We start from the raw sequence: 14,095 nt of genomic DNA, 5'->3' as shown, positions 1-14,095 counted from the left end.
TATTTTCTATAACCAGATATCCGATATTGGTGTATCTGGAGAGAAGTGATAGGCAATTTGTGCTTGCAGCAATTCTGCGGTTGCCAGTGCATCAGTTGCGGCATGATGCGGTGGATAAAGCGGCAGGCCATAGCGTTGGCGAGCTCGGGCTAGGCGTACCGAGCCTGGCCGTCTACCCTTGAGGCGGTTGATGAACCCACCGAAGTCTCGTTGCTGTATCGCCATCTCGATAGCCATGGTGTCGACGACAGGGAAGTGTATGCCTTCTTCCAGACGGCTTAGCAGCGCCTGGTTCATGAATTCACGCTCAATCCTCTGGTAGTGGACCACTACGACTTTGCCTGCCAGAGATCTCAATACCTGCTCAAGAATTTTTAGCAGATCAGGGGCGTTTTCGACTTCGGAATCGGTAATACCGTGGATGATCACCGATTCCTCATTGAGAGGGCGGTGAGGGTTAACTGTCCATTGGGCTGATTCCCGGCATCGAATGCGCTCCATGGTAAACGGTACTAGCCCAATACTGATGATTTCATCTTTCTTGGGATCCAAACCTGTGGTTTCGAAATCAAGGGCGACAAACGGCACTTCACTCAGCGGCGTATCGCCATTGATTATCGGAGTAGAATAGAAATTCTTCAGCCTGTTGTCCTTGGCTTTGTCATACAGTGTCTGAAAGAATGTTGGCCAATCTGGTGTACTGCGGGTGTTTAGCAGTTGTCGCTGATGCTTTGGTTTTTTTACGGTCATACTGCTTTTCACCGGCGGTTACCCTGGTAGCGGAATTTGATAAAGTTCTGGGCATTGCTGAGGATCTGGAATGCCGCTTTGAGGTTCCTGCGCTCGAAGTCAGACATGTTTTCCGGCTCGATACTGTTATCGGCTTCAATGCCTGCTTCAATATCCAACGCTTGGTGGCGAATACGTACCATATAGATCAACTCCATTGCGTCCCGTAAATCCTGTCCCCGTCCTTTTGGCAAGATGCCAGCTTCAATCACGTCATCCAGTCGTTCAAAAGAGTTCTGTGAGCGCGAGCCGACCGCGAGGGCATGGACTCGGATCAAATCTGCCAATGGCGCGGTACCACGCCGCTTTAGGTTGATGGAGTTGTTATGTCTGCCATCTTTTTCCATGACAAAGTCTTTGAAAAAACCCAGCGGAGGAGTGCGGCTAATGGCATTTCGGGCCAAGCAAGCTAGGAAGCGGTTATTTTTCCTGGCGCGGCGGACGACGAAGCTGTTGAGCTGCTCGGCCCATTTTTCACGGCCACAAACGCCAGACAGGTCGAAAAATATCGAACTGTTTAGGAGTGCCTGGGGTTTTGGATTATCAATCCACTCGGCGAAACATTCTTCCCATTGCGTACGGGTTTTGCGCCATTCCGGGTTGGTAGCCATGATATCGCCGGTACAGTACGAATAACCGCAGGCTGCCAGGCCATCACAGACAAACTTGGCAAATTTTTCGAAGTACTCGCCGTGAATGGCCTCATCGTAACTATCATCCAAGATCAAAGCGTTATCTTGGTCTGTCACGATAAGTTGCTCATCACGTGCCATTGAACCCATAGCCATCAGGCAGAATGGAATAGGGGCGGGCCCAAGCTTTTCCTGGGCCAGTTCGGCTAGCCTCTGCTTGAAGCTTCGGCCAATCACCGACATTGCGCTGCCGATCATATGGGCATTGGCATCTTCATTTACCATACGGACAAAACAATGCTTCACTTCTTCGGAGACGACTTTTAGCTCTTCGACGGTTTGCTGTTGGAAGATAGTACTGACGAGTAACAGGCTGTTTTGCGATTCATAGCGCACGATGTCGGTTAAACCAATGACACCAATAGGGTGCTTGTTCCTGAGTACCGGGAGGTGGTGCACATTGTAGCGAAGCATGGTGAGCATAGCTTCAAATACATAAGCGTTATGATCCAAAGAGATAAGCTCGGTACTCATCACTTCTGACACCGGTGTTGAAGTATCTAGCCCCTTGGCAATGACTCGAGAGCAGAGATCGCGATCGGTAATAATACCTACTAGAGGGTCGTAATCATCATCGTCGCCTTCTTCGCTGGGCTCAACAATTAGCATTGCCGAAACATTTTCTTCGGCCATGGTCATGGCGGCAGTCTGAATGCTTTCATCACGACTAATCGTGACAGGGTCACGAGACAGCAGGGTGCGGACCTTCGAGGTTGTGAGATCATTTTCTTCTGCATGAGTTGAGACGACATTTCGTAATCGGGCGCTGTCTTCAAGTTCAACGAAGTCGGCAAAGGTATCAAACTCATCGCAAAGCTGGTTAAAGATCTCTTCTGGAATACAGTAAACCAGCGTATCTTCGATGGCGCGGGCCGGCATCCGGACTTTGTTGTTCATCAGCAGGCCCATTTGGCCAAACAGGTCACCTTCATCAATCCGGTTGTAAAGTTCACCTTTTCGTCGGTAAATTTCCACCGCACCACTTCGTATAAGGTAAAGATCATGAATTTCATCACCAAAGTTCAGGATCATTGAGTCAGACCGATAATAGGCGACTTCTATATTGAGAGCGATTTCTTTTAATGACTCTTCCGGGAGTGCCTTGAAAGGGGGGTATTGGCTGATAAAATTGAGTATTTCCAGCTGTTCGGCTTCCATTGTTTGATCCGTATTGCTTATGGTGAATGGCTACTAGTATACCCAATTCGACAAAGAATGCTTGAGCAATGGGGAGTCGTACTACACTATATAGTTGAAAAATAAGGACTAGGTAACCAGTTCAGTATAAACCTTATGCAGTAGTTGATTTTGGTGCTTGCACTCGAGTTTATGCAAGATGCTTTTAATCTGTGATTTTGTGGTTTCTTTTGAGACTCCCCTAAGTTGGGTGATCTCACTGCCGTCGTAACCTTTAGATAATAATTGGATAACTTGCCTTTCTGCAGGGGTGAGGTCATCGGGTAATTGCAGGCTGCCGTGCTGTAAGGGGGAATGGCCAAATTGATCAATGAGTTTCTGCTTAGATAGAAAAAACTGTGACCATGGTACCAAGGCATCCATTAGCAACTGCAACTGTAGTTGGGATTCCGGCTTGAAAGGCGAGGAATAGCGGTGGAAGGTCAGTACCTGAACCTCTGACTGATTCAAGCGGCAATAACCGCTAAGCGAATATTTAACGGCAATAGTGCGAAGCATCTCATCCCTGAACCATTCATCCGTAATTTTATTTAGCGGCAGCATGGTCTGCAGCGGAACGATTGTACCCTGCAGGTTTTGGTGTGAGTAATGCCGGAGGTATACATCGTTTTGTGAGTGACGTTCATAATATTCGAGCAGCGGTTGCTCAATACCGGAATGAAATACATTACCCAACGAGAGTTTTGGTGAAGAGCCGAGAAAGAGAATACCGACATCGGCGCCGACTGATCGCCCGATATCAGCCACAACGTGGTTAATATCCGAGTGAGATTGGCCCGCTTCGATAAGGTTCCGTATCCAGTAATCGACTCTGCTCATAGCGTAATTTTGTTAGTAGTCTTTAATATAAACATTAATGACCCCCTTAACGATTACAAAAAAAAACTAGCATCTTGTGATCTTGATAGGTAAATGTATAGGGAAGAGAGAAATATTGATAGGAAGTGAAATGCACATTAGATACTGCGCTTTTGACCAACACGCCGATGAAATGCTTGATATTTTTAATGATGCTATTTTGAATACCACGGCACTCTATGAATATGAACCGCGCACGATGGATGTTATGGCACTGTGGTTTGAGTCAAAAGAACAAGGTGATTACCCGGTTATTGGGGCATTCGATCAGGCTGGTCGATTAATGGGTTTTGCATCGTTTGGCAAATTTCGAGAACAACCTGCGTTTCAATTTACCGTAGAGCACAGTATTTACGTTTCTAGAGAGCATCGTGGAAAAGGGGTAGCCATTGAGTTGATGAAGACATTAATCGTGCTGGCTTCCCGTCAGGGCTACCGCTCTTTGATTGGTGCAATAGATTTGGAAAATATCGCGAGTTTGCGGTTACACCAAAAATTCGGTTTTGAAGAAGTCGGAATTATTAAACATGCAGGCTATAAATTTGAACGTTGGTTAGATCTTGCATTTTATCAGTTAGTACTCGACACATAAGTACGTCAGGCCAATGTCAAAAGCGGCCAAAAAACGATCAGGTAATCATCCTGCAGCAATTAAATGGTGTATTTTAGTACAGTTATCACGATGTAATACAGTATACTGGTTATTTATCCAGTTAATGAGACAGCGACAGTTACACACTAAGGTTAGAATGATCATAAGGGCGGTAGTGCCCATTATTTTGGTGGTGGAACTGTCTTGTATATGTGATTACAGTGGCTAATTTCAACACACATCTTGGAACAGCCGCACTTACGAGTAGTTTGGCGGCTACGGCTTTGCTTTCGGCAGGGCATGTTGTGCCGATCACCGCATTGTGGTTGATGCTATTGGGCACGATCGGCGGTTTGTTGCCGGATATTGACTCCGATAATTCAACGTCAATGAGTACACTTTTCCGTTTATTCGGAGGGTTGATTACTTTCAGTTTCGTCGGCCACATTTATCAAATGGTGTCGATGCTTGAACTCATTGTGTACAGCGCATTTTGCTATTTGACTATCCGGTACAACTTCAAATCGTCGTTAGAAAAAATTACGGTTCATCGTGGTTGTTGCCATTCACTGGCATTCATCGCAGTGGCTGGTTTGTTCACCGTCTGGTTAGTTTTCTTGTTGGGTTATAGTGATATTACGGCCTGGCTTTCGGGCTGTTTTATCTGCTTTGGCGGCGTTGTTCATTTATTGCTCGATGAGCTGTATAGCGTAGATTTAGCCAACCGACGATTGAAGTTATCATTCGGCTCCGCGTTAAAGGTTTTTTCTCCGAAAAACCCTTTTATCAGTGCGTTTCAATGCTTATTGATTGCAGTACTGTATTTGCATGGCCCTTCTTTTGATAATACCTGGCATCAGGTCAGTAATTGGAGCGAGTTTCGTTTCAAGCCGGAATGGCTAAATCGTGACGAGGTCATGCATTTTTTTGATGAAGTCGTGAGCTCGACTCGAAAGGCGATGAGCCAAAGTCAGGGCTAAGAACAAGAAGCGATGTATATACATCGCTTTTTATTTATGTGTGTGATGATATTTTGACGCGAGCGACAAAATAATTACGGTGTAAGCGTATTGATAAAAATCAACTGCAACGAACTGATTCATGGTAAAGTTAAACTCTTATTACATTATTATTTTTATCAATACTCATGCATTTAAATATCAATAATATATCTGTACGGAAACAGGTTCTTCTCCCAGTTATACTTATATGTGTCATTATGGCGCTGGCTTTTGCGGTAGTAACTAAAGAGTCTCGCTCGCAACGTGAAAATAGCAGTAAAACTACGGTATCGGCACTTGAGCAAAAAACAATTTCCCAGCAGATACTTGAGCATAGTTTTGCCGCACGTGTTAGTGCGATTTATGCTCTATATGACCAATCTGCATTCCAAAAATTGGATTCAGAGATAAAGAAAGGCTTTGATGCGAATAAGGTTCTGTTAGAGCAGTTATCTCGAACCGGCGCATTGGTTAATAATGTAAATACAGTAAAAGACAAAATGGCCAATTATGAGCGTTTTATTAGTAATGACTTAAAGCCATTTGTCGCCCGCAAAAATAGCATCGGTGTGACTTATCAAGAGACCGAGATGCTTTCTGCTAACTTCAGGGCTGTAGGCAGTGAACTGATCCTGTCTATCGATGAGTTGACAACTGCCATTGATCGATACGTTGAGCAAGAAATCATTTTAGTGGAAGCTGAGTATCGTCAAATGATGCAAAGCGTTATGTTGATTATGGCCGTTATGGTTGTCTCTGGCCTAGCCATTGCCTGGGTATTGTCAGGACGGATGGTTAAACCTATCCTTGATGTTCGTGAGGTGTTAAAGCAGTTATCCTTGGGGAACTTGACCGGACGGGTACACGTATCAGGGTCTAATGAAATAGCGGAATTAAGTCGCGATCTGAATAACACGTTAGGGCAGATGCAAGAAACGATTTCTCAGTTGAACCGCATCAGCGAAGAAGTGGCTGCAGCATCGACAGAGCTGGCGGAGGTTATGAGCAGTTCTCAAGCCAATGCCCAGCAGGAGATGGCTGAAATCGAGCAGGTTGCATCAGCGGTTAATGAGCTTTCTAGTACGGCGGATAATGTTAGCAGCAATGCGCAAGATGCGGATTCGTGTGCTAAACAGAGCCAGAAAATGGTAGACGAAGGCCGGAATGTATTTAGTCAGAGCGAGCAATCAAACAAGGTAACGTCAGAAAAAATGTCTGAAGCTGCTGATGTTGTGATGCATTTGCGTGAGCAGTCTGATCAAGTCAGCAAGGTTATTGAGGTTATTCAGGCGATTTCTGAGCAGACTAACTTGCTGGCATTGAATGCCGCCATTGAAGCGGCCCGTGCCGGTGAATCAGGTCGAGGCTTTGCCGTGGTGGCCGACGAAGTTCGCATGCTGGCTGCACGCACTCAAGAATCAACCCAAGAAATCCAGGCGATTATCGAAGATCTTCAGCGTCAGTCGGCCAATGCCAATGATGGGATGCAGCAATCGTTGCAGATGCTAAAAGAATCCGAGGAACTGACGAGCTTGGCAAACGAAGTCTTCGAAGGTATTACCGATGCGATTACCTCTATTGGTGACATGAACACCGAAGTGGCAACAGCAGCTGAGCAGCAATCGATGGTAACCCAAGATATCAATAAGAATGTGGTGAATATGTCTGAGCTGGTCAACCAAAATGTGGTGGGGATCAGCCAGAGTGCCAGTGCCAGCGAAGAGTTGTCACAGCTGGCAGAGCAGCAACGCAAACAGCTGGCGTTTTTCCGCTACTAGGGGCGCAGTAAACTTTATGAAGTTAAAAAGGAAGCATCGGCTTCCTTTTTTTTGGCCCATGAATTGTTGAGCTGTATCAACCTTTCTAGCTGTTTATCGCTTCTTATTGTTTTTATCCCCCGAGTGGGTGATGCGAACAAAAAACATCCTTCATATAACCTCAGTAACAACCCACATATCGAACTTAAAGAATGACAAATTGTGCGGGTTGTATTGTGTAGAGGATAGACAAGGAAGAGTGTATGAAACGGCATCCAATAGCTGTCGCAGTAGGGATAGGCACCTTATTGATGGTAGCGGCTTGCAGTGATGATTCTAATCCCATTGCTCAAGAGCCAATCCCCGAGCCTACAACATCGATGAGCATCAAGGCGATTGATGGTTATCTTCATAATGCTTTTGTCTGGTTGGATTTAGATAGAGATTACCAATTTGATGAAAGCGTTGAACCGAGTACGCGCAGTGAAAATGGCCTGGCAACCTTGGATGTTAGCGGTATTGACGATCCAGAGTCTTATCCGGTGGTGGTAAAGGCCATACAGAAGGAGACCATAGATTTAGATAACCCGGATACCACGGTTGCCAAAAACTTTGTTATGTCAGCTCCCAGTGGGAGTGCAGTGGTGTCGCCATTAACCACTATGGTTGATTTCAAAATGCGTCAAGAGGGGATCAGTGAAGAAGCGGCCAAATCAGATATCGCCCAGATGTTCGGGATAGAGCCGGATCTGATAGATAGTGACTATCAAGATGCCGCGACCACGGGGGCAACTGTGGCGGTAAAATTGGTTCAGCAGTCGGCAAAGTCCATCGTAACGGCAGGTGTGTTGCCTGAGAGTGAAACTGAACTCGATGAGAATACGCTTGGCGGTATGGTTGAGCAAGCGATGGAGGAAGGGAGTCAAGTTGGTCAGGTGTTGATTGATGATCGAGGTGAGAACATTGCTGAAGATTATGATTTTGATCGGGTCGTTAGCGAAGATAAAGCGGTAGAGGCAGATACCGACAAGGACGGTGTGGCAGATTCCGAAGATGACTTTCCAGCAAACCCGCTAGAGTGGCGTGATGCGGACGGTGATAACCACGGTGATAACCTGGCTGATAAGTTTCCCAACGATAAGGATGAGTGGGAAGATAGCGACGGTGATGGTTATGGCGATAACTTAGCCGATCGGTTTCCTGACGATAAAACCGAATGGGCGGACTTTGACCGGGATGATATTGGTGATAACAGCGATCCCGACGATGACAATGATGACGTCAATGATGAGGATGATGCCTTTCCTTTCGACAAAACAGAGTGGCTAGATACGGATGGCGATACAATTGGGAATAACGCTGATACCGATGATGATGGCGATAAAGTCGATGATATCGACGATAAATTTCCGTTAGATGCCAGTGAATGGGCAGACAGTGATTCGGATTCTGTGGGGGATAATAGTGATCAGTACCCCAATGATCCTGACAAGTCAGTTGCCGATGTTGTAATTCAATATGCTTATCGCTCACCAATGTTCGTCGATATTCTGATGGATGTTAAAACATTGGATGTTGCACAAGACATTACAATCGAAACGCTGAATGATGCCAGTATTCGCCGCACTGAAAATACTGTTTATACCGTGCCCGACACGGAAGTCATCTTCGGCGAATGGGAAAGCCATGCCCTGTATAAAGACGATGGTACTTTCGAGCGAAGCAGCTTTGGGTATTATGACTATAACCTGGATGGCAATATCCAGTATGAAAGCCAATGGTTGGATATCGGTACATACACCCAAGGTCACGAGCGCTTCTGGCGCTATATTGATGAATCGGATGCTGCCCTTGAGGGGGGAAGTAACGGCACTGGCAGAGAATTTGATGAGATCGATATAGCCTCGCAAATTGCCAATGAGGATCTGAGCGGTGTTGATGCTATACAATACCTTACCATCGATTCTCGCAGTGAATACGCGGTGACAACCACCACCACTAGGATCAAGCAGTACGTCATAGATGGTTGGACATTCGGAGATAGCGAAGGTGAGCTGAACTACAGCGCACAAGCGACAGCATCCATTGCCGATGGCGTTGTCGTTGACTATCACGATACTCGTGACTGGCAAGCAGACGGGATAGTTAACACTGCAATTGGCTTTGCCAAGCAAAACGATCAGCAATATACCTTCAGTTATTTCAGGCCGGTCTGGGCCGCACCGCAACAGCCATATTTTGAAGAATATGCCCAATATAGCTATATCAAAGATAAAGCAGATGTTTTGGGTAATTACTGGTATGAAGTGACAACTGAATATGATGAGCAGGCCAAAATAAGATCTGTGACTGGCCAACGGTTTATATTATCAAATACGGACAGCAAGCTTGTTGATGAAGCTCATCCGCAAGGCGTGCTGTTTAATGCCTATCAAGCAGTAAGAACTGACCGTTCCGAGTCGGAATATACCGAAGCGGTCAACTGGAGCCACTTACCCATCTCCGATGGCTACTTCGCATCTCCTGAGGGTAATTTTACAGTCAAAGAGATCGATGTTGGCCAGGACTACAAAGTATTCACCAAGCAAGAGAGTGGGCTGTGGGTCGGCCATCGCTTTGCCGAGTGGGGTTCACAGCTAGTGACGGATCTTGCTGATCAGGTTGAGTCATTAAGAAGTAGCGGCTATACCCTTGATGAGATAGATGCAAGCCTGCTGCCGGGATTAAGTGACTACAACGGTATATTGTTGGGTGAGTCATTCCAATATGACGAATCAGGCGTGGCAAGGCAGTGGTATGTGGTAACGAAGAACGACTTGTTCACTCCACTCCAGGACGGGGAATATCAGTTGGTTCCGCTGCAGCTCACCCATGATGGGATCAAGCCTAACTGGCGGGTTAACGATACCCAGAGCGGCACCATAGTGATTTCGGTCCCGCATACCGATAACCCTTGGAATTGGTACGATGCCTATTGGCGCTTAATGCTCAATGCTGATGAAGTCGAGCCACTGACGGGGGCGTGGAAGAACTGGCTCGGGGAGTTTTATCTCAGCGAGGAGGAAGCCCAGGCCGCTATCATGCAACATGGCCGGATGTGTAATCTAGGTAATAGCGAGTGGGATGGAGGAGTACCGATTGGTGAGCCGCAGTATACTGATTATGCAGCGTTACTGGAGGCGTGTTATTACCTGCAGGTCACTGAACAGGAAATAGTAGGTCAGTCGTACTACTTGTTTAACGGCCAAGAGCTGCAGCAATGGCACTTCTATGACCAAGGTAAAGGGGAAACTGTTTTTGCCGATGGTAGCTCTGCCAGCTTTGACTGGAGTGTCAATAATGATGGAGTCATTAAGGTTGACTATGAGTGGGGTCCGGTGGATTACTTCGCTTTTACCGGCCGTGATGAACAGCATATTGGCGTTAAAGTCTATAGTCAGTGGGATGACTTCGGAGAAGACAGGTTTAATATCTGGGCGGCACGGGTAACGACTTACCCACCTATGATAACCAGTTGTCCGGTAGATCAGGATAATGCGAGCTACGATGACTTTTATCAGGCAATTGCAGCGTGCGGCGGATATAACCCGATTGAAGGTGATTTCGAAAATACACTCGCCGGAGAAACGTTTGTACGCGTCAGAAGCGATGGCGACACTCGTGCGTATCAGTTCCATGAAAATGGTCAATACAACTTGATACGAGCCGGTGATTGGCGCTCGCAAGAGGGAACGCTGTGGGAAGTTACTCCTGAAGGCTTCTTGAAAATAATGCCCGATGTGAATACCCAGAATGAGTTCATGCTACTGGCCCATCAGCAGTTTTATGACGACCAAAGTAGCTTTGTCGTGTACGAGCAATACACTGATGGCGCACAAAATCATAGTGATATATGGAGCTTTGTTTTCCGAGAGTATGAACAAAATCAGCCTCTATCTGTGTGCAATACCGGTAATACCCCATGGAATGACGAGCTGGATCAACCCGCAGGCTATGCTGATGTACAGGCATACCAAGCAAGCGTTCAGCAATGTCAGGTCTTGACGGATAACCGGGCGCTGAAATTCACCGAAGATATGTTGGTTGGTAAAGAGGGCGATCAGCAAACAACTTGGCGTATCACAACGGATGGTGATGGAGAAAATATCCGCTTCAATCCAAATCGAACTGGTGCGTTTGTCGATCCAGAAGATGGCGAGTTCCCATTTGATTGGCAACTAGTCGATGGTCAGGTTCACTTGACGATTACTCACCCTGATTATATTGGCTCTTCTGAGATAATATCGATCACCGAGTCCGATGGTATCCAGTTTGTGCTCAAGTCATTCTGGATAGATACCTCTGGCGAATGGGCTAACCCAGCCCCAGAGGAAGGCAAAGGTGAAGTATGGGGATATATCATAGAGTTGGTAGATAAACAGTAGACAAATGGGAGCCTTAGGGCTCCCATTTTTGATTTGTCGGAAATTTTAAGCGGCCACTTCTTTGGACGGTGATTTGAAGATATTGAACACGGCCTTTACTGTGTAATACCCGCAAAGGGCAGTGAAGGAAATGGCCCCCAGTGATTCGCCGTACTGCTCCGAAGCGCCGATGAAACTGAAGACATCACCACCGAAGTCTCTGACATGTTCCAAAGCCCATTTGTAAACCAAATATAACTTTGTGAGGGTAATAAAAACTAAGTAAGCTTTGCCATAGGGCGTGGTTAGGAAATACTTAATTTTACGCCAAAAATTTTTCACTTTTACTTTCAACCTCGTGACTTATTGGACGAGTAAAAGTGTAGATAAAATGTACGGATGGAATTTATCATTTTACGCCATAGGGATTAATTAGATGATTTACCCTGTGGTGTTATTATTTTTTCAAATGAAGCGACCTGGTTTTTTCCATGTCGTTTGGCGAAGGTTAGGGCCTGATCCGCTTGGTGTAAGGCCAATGCGGGTGAAGTCGTGTCACCAAGCAGGGTGTTTACCCCAATGCTAATTGTAAAATTAACGCTTTTATCAGCGGTTGATACTTCAAGTTGGCTCACCCGCCACCGTAAGCGTTCTGCTAACAATAGGGCAAATTGATGGGATGTGTGGGGAAGCAAGATGATAAATTCTTCGCCGCCCCAGCGGCCGATGAAATCGGATTGACGGATACTGGATTTGCAGCATTGTGAAAACAATCGAATGACGTCATCGCCGGTTTGGTGGCCATACGTATCATTAATAAGCTTGAAGTCGTCGATATCAATGTAAAGGCAAGAAATTGGATAGCTGTATCTCTGGGCTTTGGCGATTTCGTTACTCAGTATGCCCTCAAAGCGGTTCCTGTTGGTGAGGCCTGATAATGAATCAATCGAGGCTTGCTGTTCGAGCTGATAAAAGTCGTTGTACTTTTCCGTAATGTCGATGATAGCTAACTGGATTGCTATTTCACCTTCCCATTGAACAATGGATTCAGCAACGAGGACATGGGCGATTTTGCCGGAGGGCTTGGTGACTCTGAAGGTTTGGACTCTTGGCCGTTCCACCCCTTTGATCAAACGGTGGTGATGGGCAAGGGCTTGTTCGGGATCGACATCGACCAGCAAGCTTAACAGGTTAGGCAGTGATATTTTTGCTGGGATCTTGCTCAATCCAATGATGTTGCAAAGATTTTCATCCACATAAAGCACCCTGAACTCATCATGGATCAGAATGCCAAAATCAGAAGCAAAGGTATTGTCAGGATCAAGTTGTATCTGTGGAAATTCAATCATTTAAATTATTACTACCGAATACATCCATGGTATGACCCGAAACGGCCAGTTACTGCGTCGATAAAAGCACTAACAAGATTAATATGTGACATTGATTCCAGAATTTCAAGCTAAATTACATTTTATAAGCAAGTAAATTCAGATAATCAGAGCTTTATCATCATTTTTGCAAAAATAATCTGCGTGATTCGCATGAGTGTTTTGTGGCGTAAATTGATAAGAATGCAGCGTTGTATTACTTACAATGTTGGCTTTTTAGCCATGTAGAATTGTATGTTTACAATGAGGTTGTAATGAACCAGCAAAGCCAACTACCAGCAAAAAGTACGGCATTAGAGTCAAATGATCAAAACACAGAGAGAAAAGAAACGCTAACCTCAAGAGGTAAAGCCAAGGCAACCGATCCGCGTCGAGCAACATTTATCACTTTGTTTATTTGCCTAGGGCTATTTATTTTTTACCTGATTTGCGACAGGGTGATTCCCACAACCGATATGGCGAGGGTAAGGGCGAACGTTGTCCCTCTCGCGCCATTTGTAAGTGGCCCAGTTACTAACGTGCATGTACAACCCAACGATATCGTTCGGGCAGGCCAACCTCTGATAGAGATAGATAAAACGGATTATGTGATTGCCCTTAAGCAAGCTGAGGAAAACCTAGAAAAAGCGGGCAAGCAAGTTGGCGTGCAAACCGCATCGGTTGAGTCGGCGCAGGCGCAATTAAGTGATGCCATTGCAAACCAGGAAAATGTGCGTCGTCAGGCGAATAGAGTGTTTTCTATGGTGGAAAAAGGCATCGTAACCCAAGCCGATGCGGATAAGACTCATGCAGCTTTAGCCCAGGCGAAAGCACGTGTTGAACAAGCCAAAGCATCTGTCGAGCAAGCAAAAGAGCAACTTGGTGCACAAGGTAATGAAAATACAGAAATACAAGCTGCGTTGCTTGCATTGCAAAAGGCACAGTTGGATGTAGAGCGAACCATTATCCGTGCTCCGTCTCAAGGGGTGGTCACTAACTTTAGGCTTGATGAAGGCATTTTTGCGAATAAAGGCCAGCCACTGATGACGTTTGTTGCTGGTGGCGATAGTTGGGTTGAAGCCTATTATCGCGAGAACAGCCTTGGCAACATTAAGCCCGGCAATAGAGTGGAAATCGCCCTTGACAATGTGCCGGGCGAGGTGTTTTCAGGTGAAGTTACCAGTATTGATTATGGTGTTGAGTGGGGACAGGCTCAGCCAGCAGGCCAACTAGCAACCGTGACGCATCAGTCAGGCTGGCTGCGCCAAACCCAGCGTTTTCCCGTGATGATCCGTTTCGACCAACCGATACCCAAAGGTAGCCTTCGAGTCGGTGGGCAGGCTGATATCATGACGTATACCGAACAAGACTCCGTCATGAATTTATTTGGCATGGTATGGATACGAGTGATCTCTTGGTTCTCGTATATTCGTTAAAAT

The 14,095-nt window shown here is 46.0% G+C and carries 10 protein-coding genes; 5 read left to right on the top strand and 5 right to left on the bottom strand.

Features of this window, described 5'->3' with window-relative positions; translation table 11 throughout:
- Positions 1-6: 6 nt before the first annotated feature.
- The 3 genes from PTW35_RS22805 to PTW35_RS22795 all read right to left on the bottom strand — a co-directional run bounded on the left by PTW35_RS22805 (position 7) and on the right by PTW35_RS22795 (position 3,497).
- Positions 7-750, bottom strand: coding sequence for a 3'-5' exonuclease (locus PTW35_RS22805; protein WP_281027589.1), 744 nt, complete (start codon positions 748-750; stop codon positions 7-9).
- 8 nt (positions 751-758) lie between these two features.
- Positions 759-2,639, bottom strand: coding sequence for a DUF294 nucleotidyltransferase-like domain-containing protein (locus PTW35_RS22800; protein WP_281027588.1), 1,881 nt, complete (start codon positions 2,637-2,639; stop codon positions 759-761).
- 108 nt (positions 2,640-2,747) lie between these two features.
- Positions 2,748-3,497, bottom strand: coding sequence for a helix-turn-helix transcriptional regulator (locus PTW35_RS22795; RefSeq protein ID WP_281027587.1), 750 nt, complete (start codon positions 3,495-3,497; stop codon positions 2,748-2,750).
- 130 nt (positions 3,498-3,627) lie between these two features.
- On the opposite strand from PTW35_RS22795, the gene PTW35_RS22790 reads away from it, so the two are divergent.
- From PTW35_RS22790 to PTW35_RS22775, 4 genes are all read left to right on the top strand, one after another.
- Complete coding sequence (locus tag PTW35_RS22790; RefSeq protein ID WP_281027586.1) at positions 3,628-4,128, top strand: GNAT family N-acetyltransferase; 501 nt, start codon at positions 3,628-3,630, stop codon at positions 4,126-4,128.
- 221 nt (positions 4,129-4,349) lie between these two features.
- Entirely contained in the window at positions 4,350-5,108 is a 759-nt protein-coding gene (locus PTW35_RS22785) for a metal-dependent hydrolase (protein WP_281027585.1), read from the top strand.
- Positions 5,109-5,347: 239 nt separating this feature from the next.
- A complete protein-coding gene (locus tag PTW35_RS22780; RefSeq protein ID WP_281027584.1) occupies positions 5,348-6,907 on the top strand; it encodes a methyl-accepting chemotaxis protein in 1,560 nt (519 codons plus the stop codon).
- A 242-nt stretch (positions 6,908-7,149) separates the two neighbouring features.
- Positions 7,150-11,310 (top strand): hypothetical protein, encoded by a 4,161-nt coding sequence (locus PTW35_RS22775; RefSeq protein WP_281027583.1) that lies wholly within the window; start codon positions 7,150-7,152, stop codon positions 11,308-11,310.
- A 45-nt stretch (positions 11,311-11,355) separates the two neighbouring features.
- On the opposite strand, the gene PTW35_RS22770 is transcribed toward PTW35_RS22775, so the two are convergent.
- Both PTW35_RS22770 and PTW35_RS22765 read right to left on the bottom strand, forming a co-directional pair.
- Positions 11,356-11,631, bottom strand: a complete 276-nt coding sequence (locus PTW35_RS22770) for a hypothetical protein (RefSeq protein ID WP_281027582.1) — start codon at positions 11,629-11,631, stop codon at positions 11,356-11,358.
- Positions 11,632-11,717: 86 nt separating this feature from the next.
- The gene (locus PTW35_RS22765; protein ID WP_281027581.1) at positions 11,718-12,638 is read right to left on the bottom strand and encodes a sensor domain-containing diguanylate cyclase; all 921 of its coding nucleotides are present in this window, start codon (positions 12,636-12,638) and stop codon (positions 11,718-11,720) included.
- Positions 12,639-12,931: 293 nt separating this feature from the next.
- Here PTW35_RS22765 and PTW35_RS22760 point away from each other — a divergent pair, with 293 nt between their 5' ends.
- The gene (locus tag PTW35_RS22760; RefSeq protein WP_281027580.1) at positions 12,932-14,092 is read left to right on the top strand and encodes an HlyD family secretion protein; all 1,161 of its coding nucleotides are present in this window, start codon (positions 12,932-12,934) and stop codon (positions 14,090-14,092) included.
- Positions 14,093-14,095 lie beyond the last annotated feature (3 nt).

This window comes from Photobacterium sp. DA100 (assembly GCF_029223585.1).
Lineage (GTDB): Bacteria > Pseudomonadota > Gammaproteobacteria > Enterobacterales > Vibrionaceae > Photobacterium.
This window is presented reverse-complemented; position numbering and strand designations above follow the sequence as displayed.

Excerpts from the sequence above, each read along its gene's own strand:
- PTW35_RS22780 (WP_281027584.1), top strand. The coding sequence starts at position 5,348 with ATGGCGCTGGCTTTTGCGGTAGTAACTAAAGAGTCTCGCTCGCAACGT.
- PTW35_RS22800 (WP_281027588.1), bottom strand. The coding sequence starts at position 2,639 with ATGGAAGCCGAACAGCTGGAAATACTCAATTTTATCAGCCAATACCCC.
- PTW35_RS22765 (WP_281027581.1), bottom strand. The coding sequence starts at position 12,638 with ATGATTGAATTTCCACAGATACAACTTGATCCTGACAATACCTTTGCT.
- PTW35_RS22795 (WP_281027587.1), bottom strand. The coding sequence starts at position 3,497 with ATGAGCAGAGTCGATTACTGGATACGGAACCTTATCGAAGCGGGCCAA.
- PTW35_RS22760 (WP_281027580.1), top strand. The coding sequence starts at position 12,932 with ATGAACCAGCAAAGCCAACTACCAGCAAAAAGTACGGCATTAGAGTCA.
- PTW35_RS22805 (WP_281027589.1), bottom strand. The coding sequence starts at position 750 with ATGACCGTAAAAAAACCAAAGCATCAGCGACAACTGCTAAACACCCGC.
- PTW35_RS22790 (WP_281027586.1), top strand. The coding sequence starts at position 3,628 with ATGCACATTAGATACTGCGCTTTTGACCAACACGCCGATGAAATGCTT.
- PTW35_RS22775 (WP_281027583.1), top strand. The coding sequence starts at position 7,150 with ATGAAACGGCATCCAATAGCTGTCGCAGTAGGGATAGGCACCTTATTG.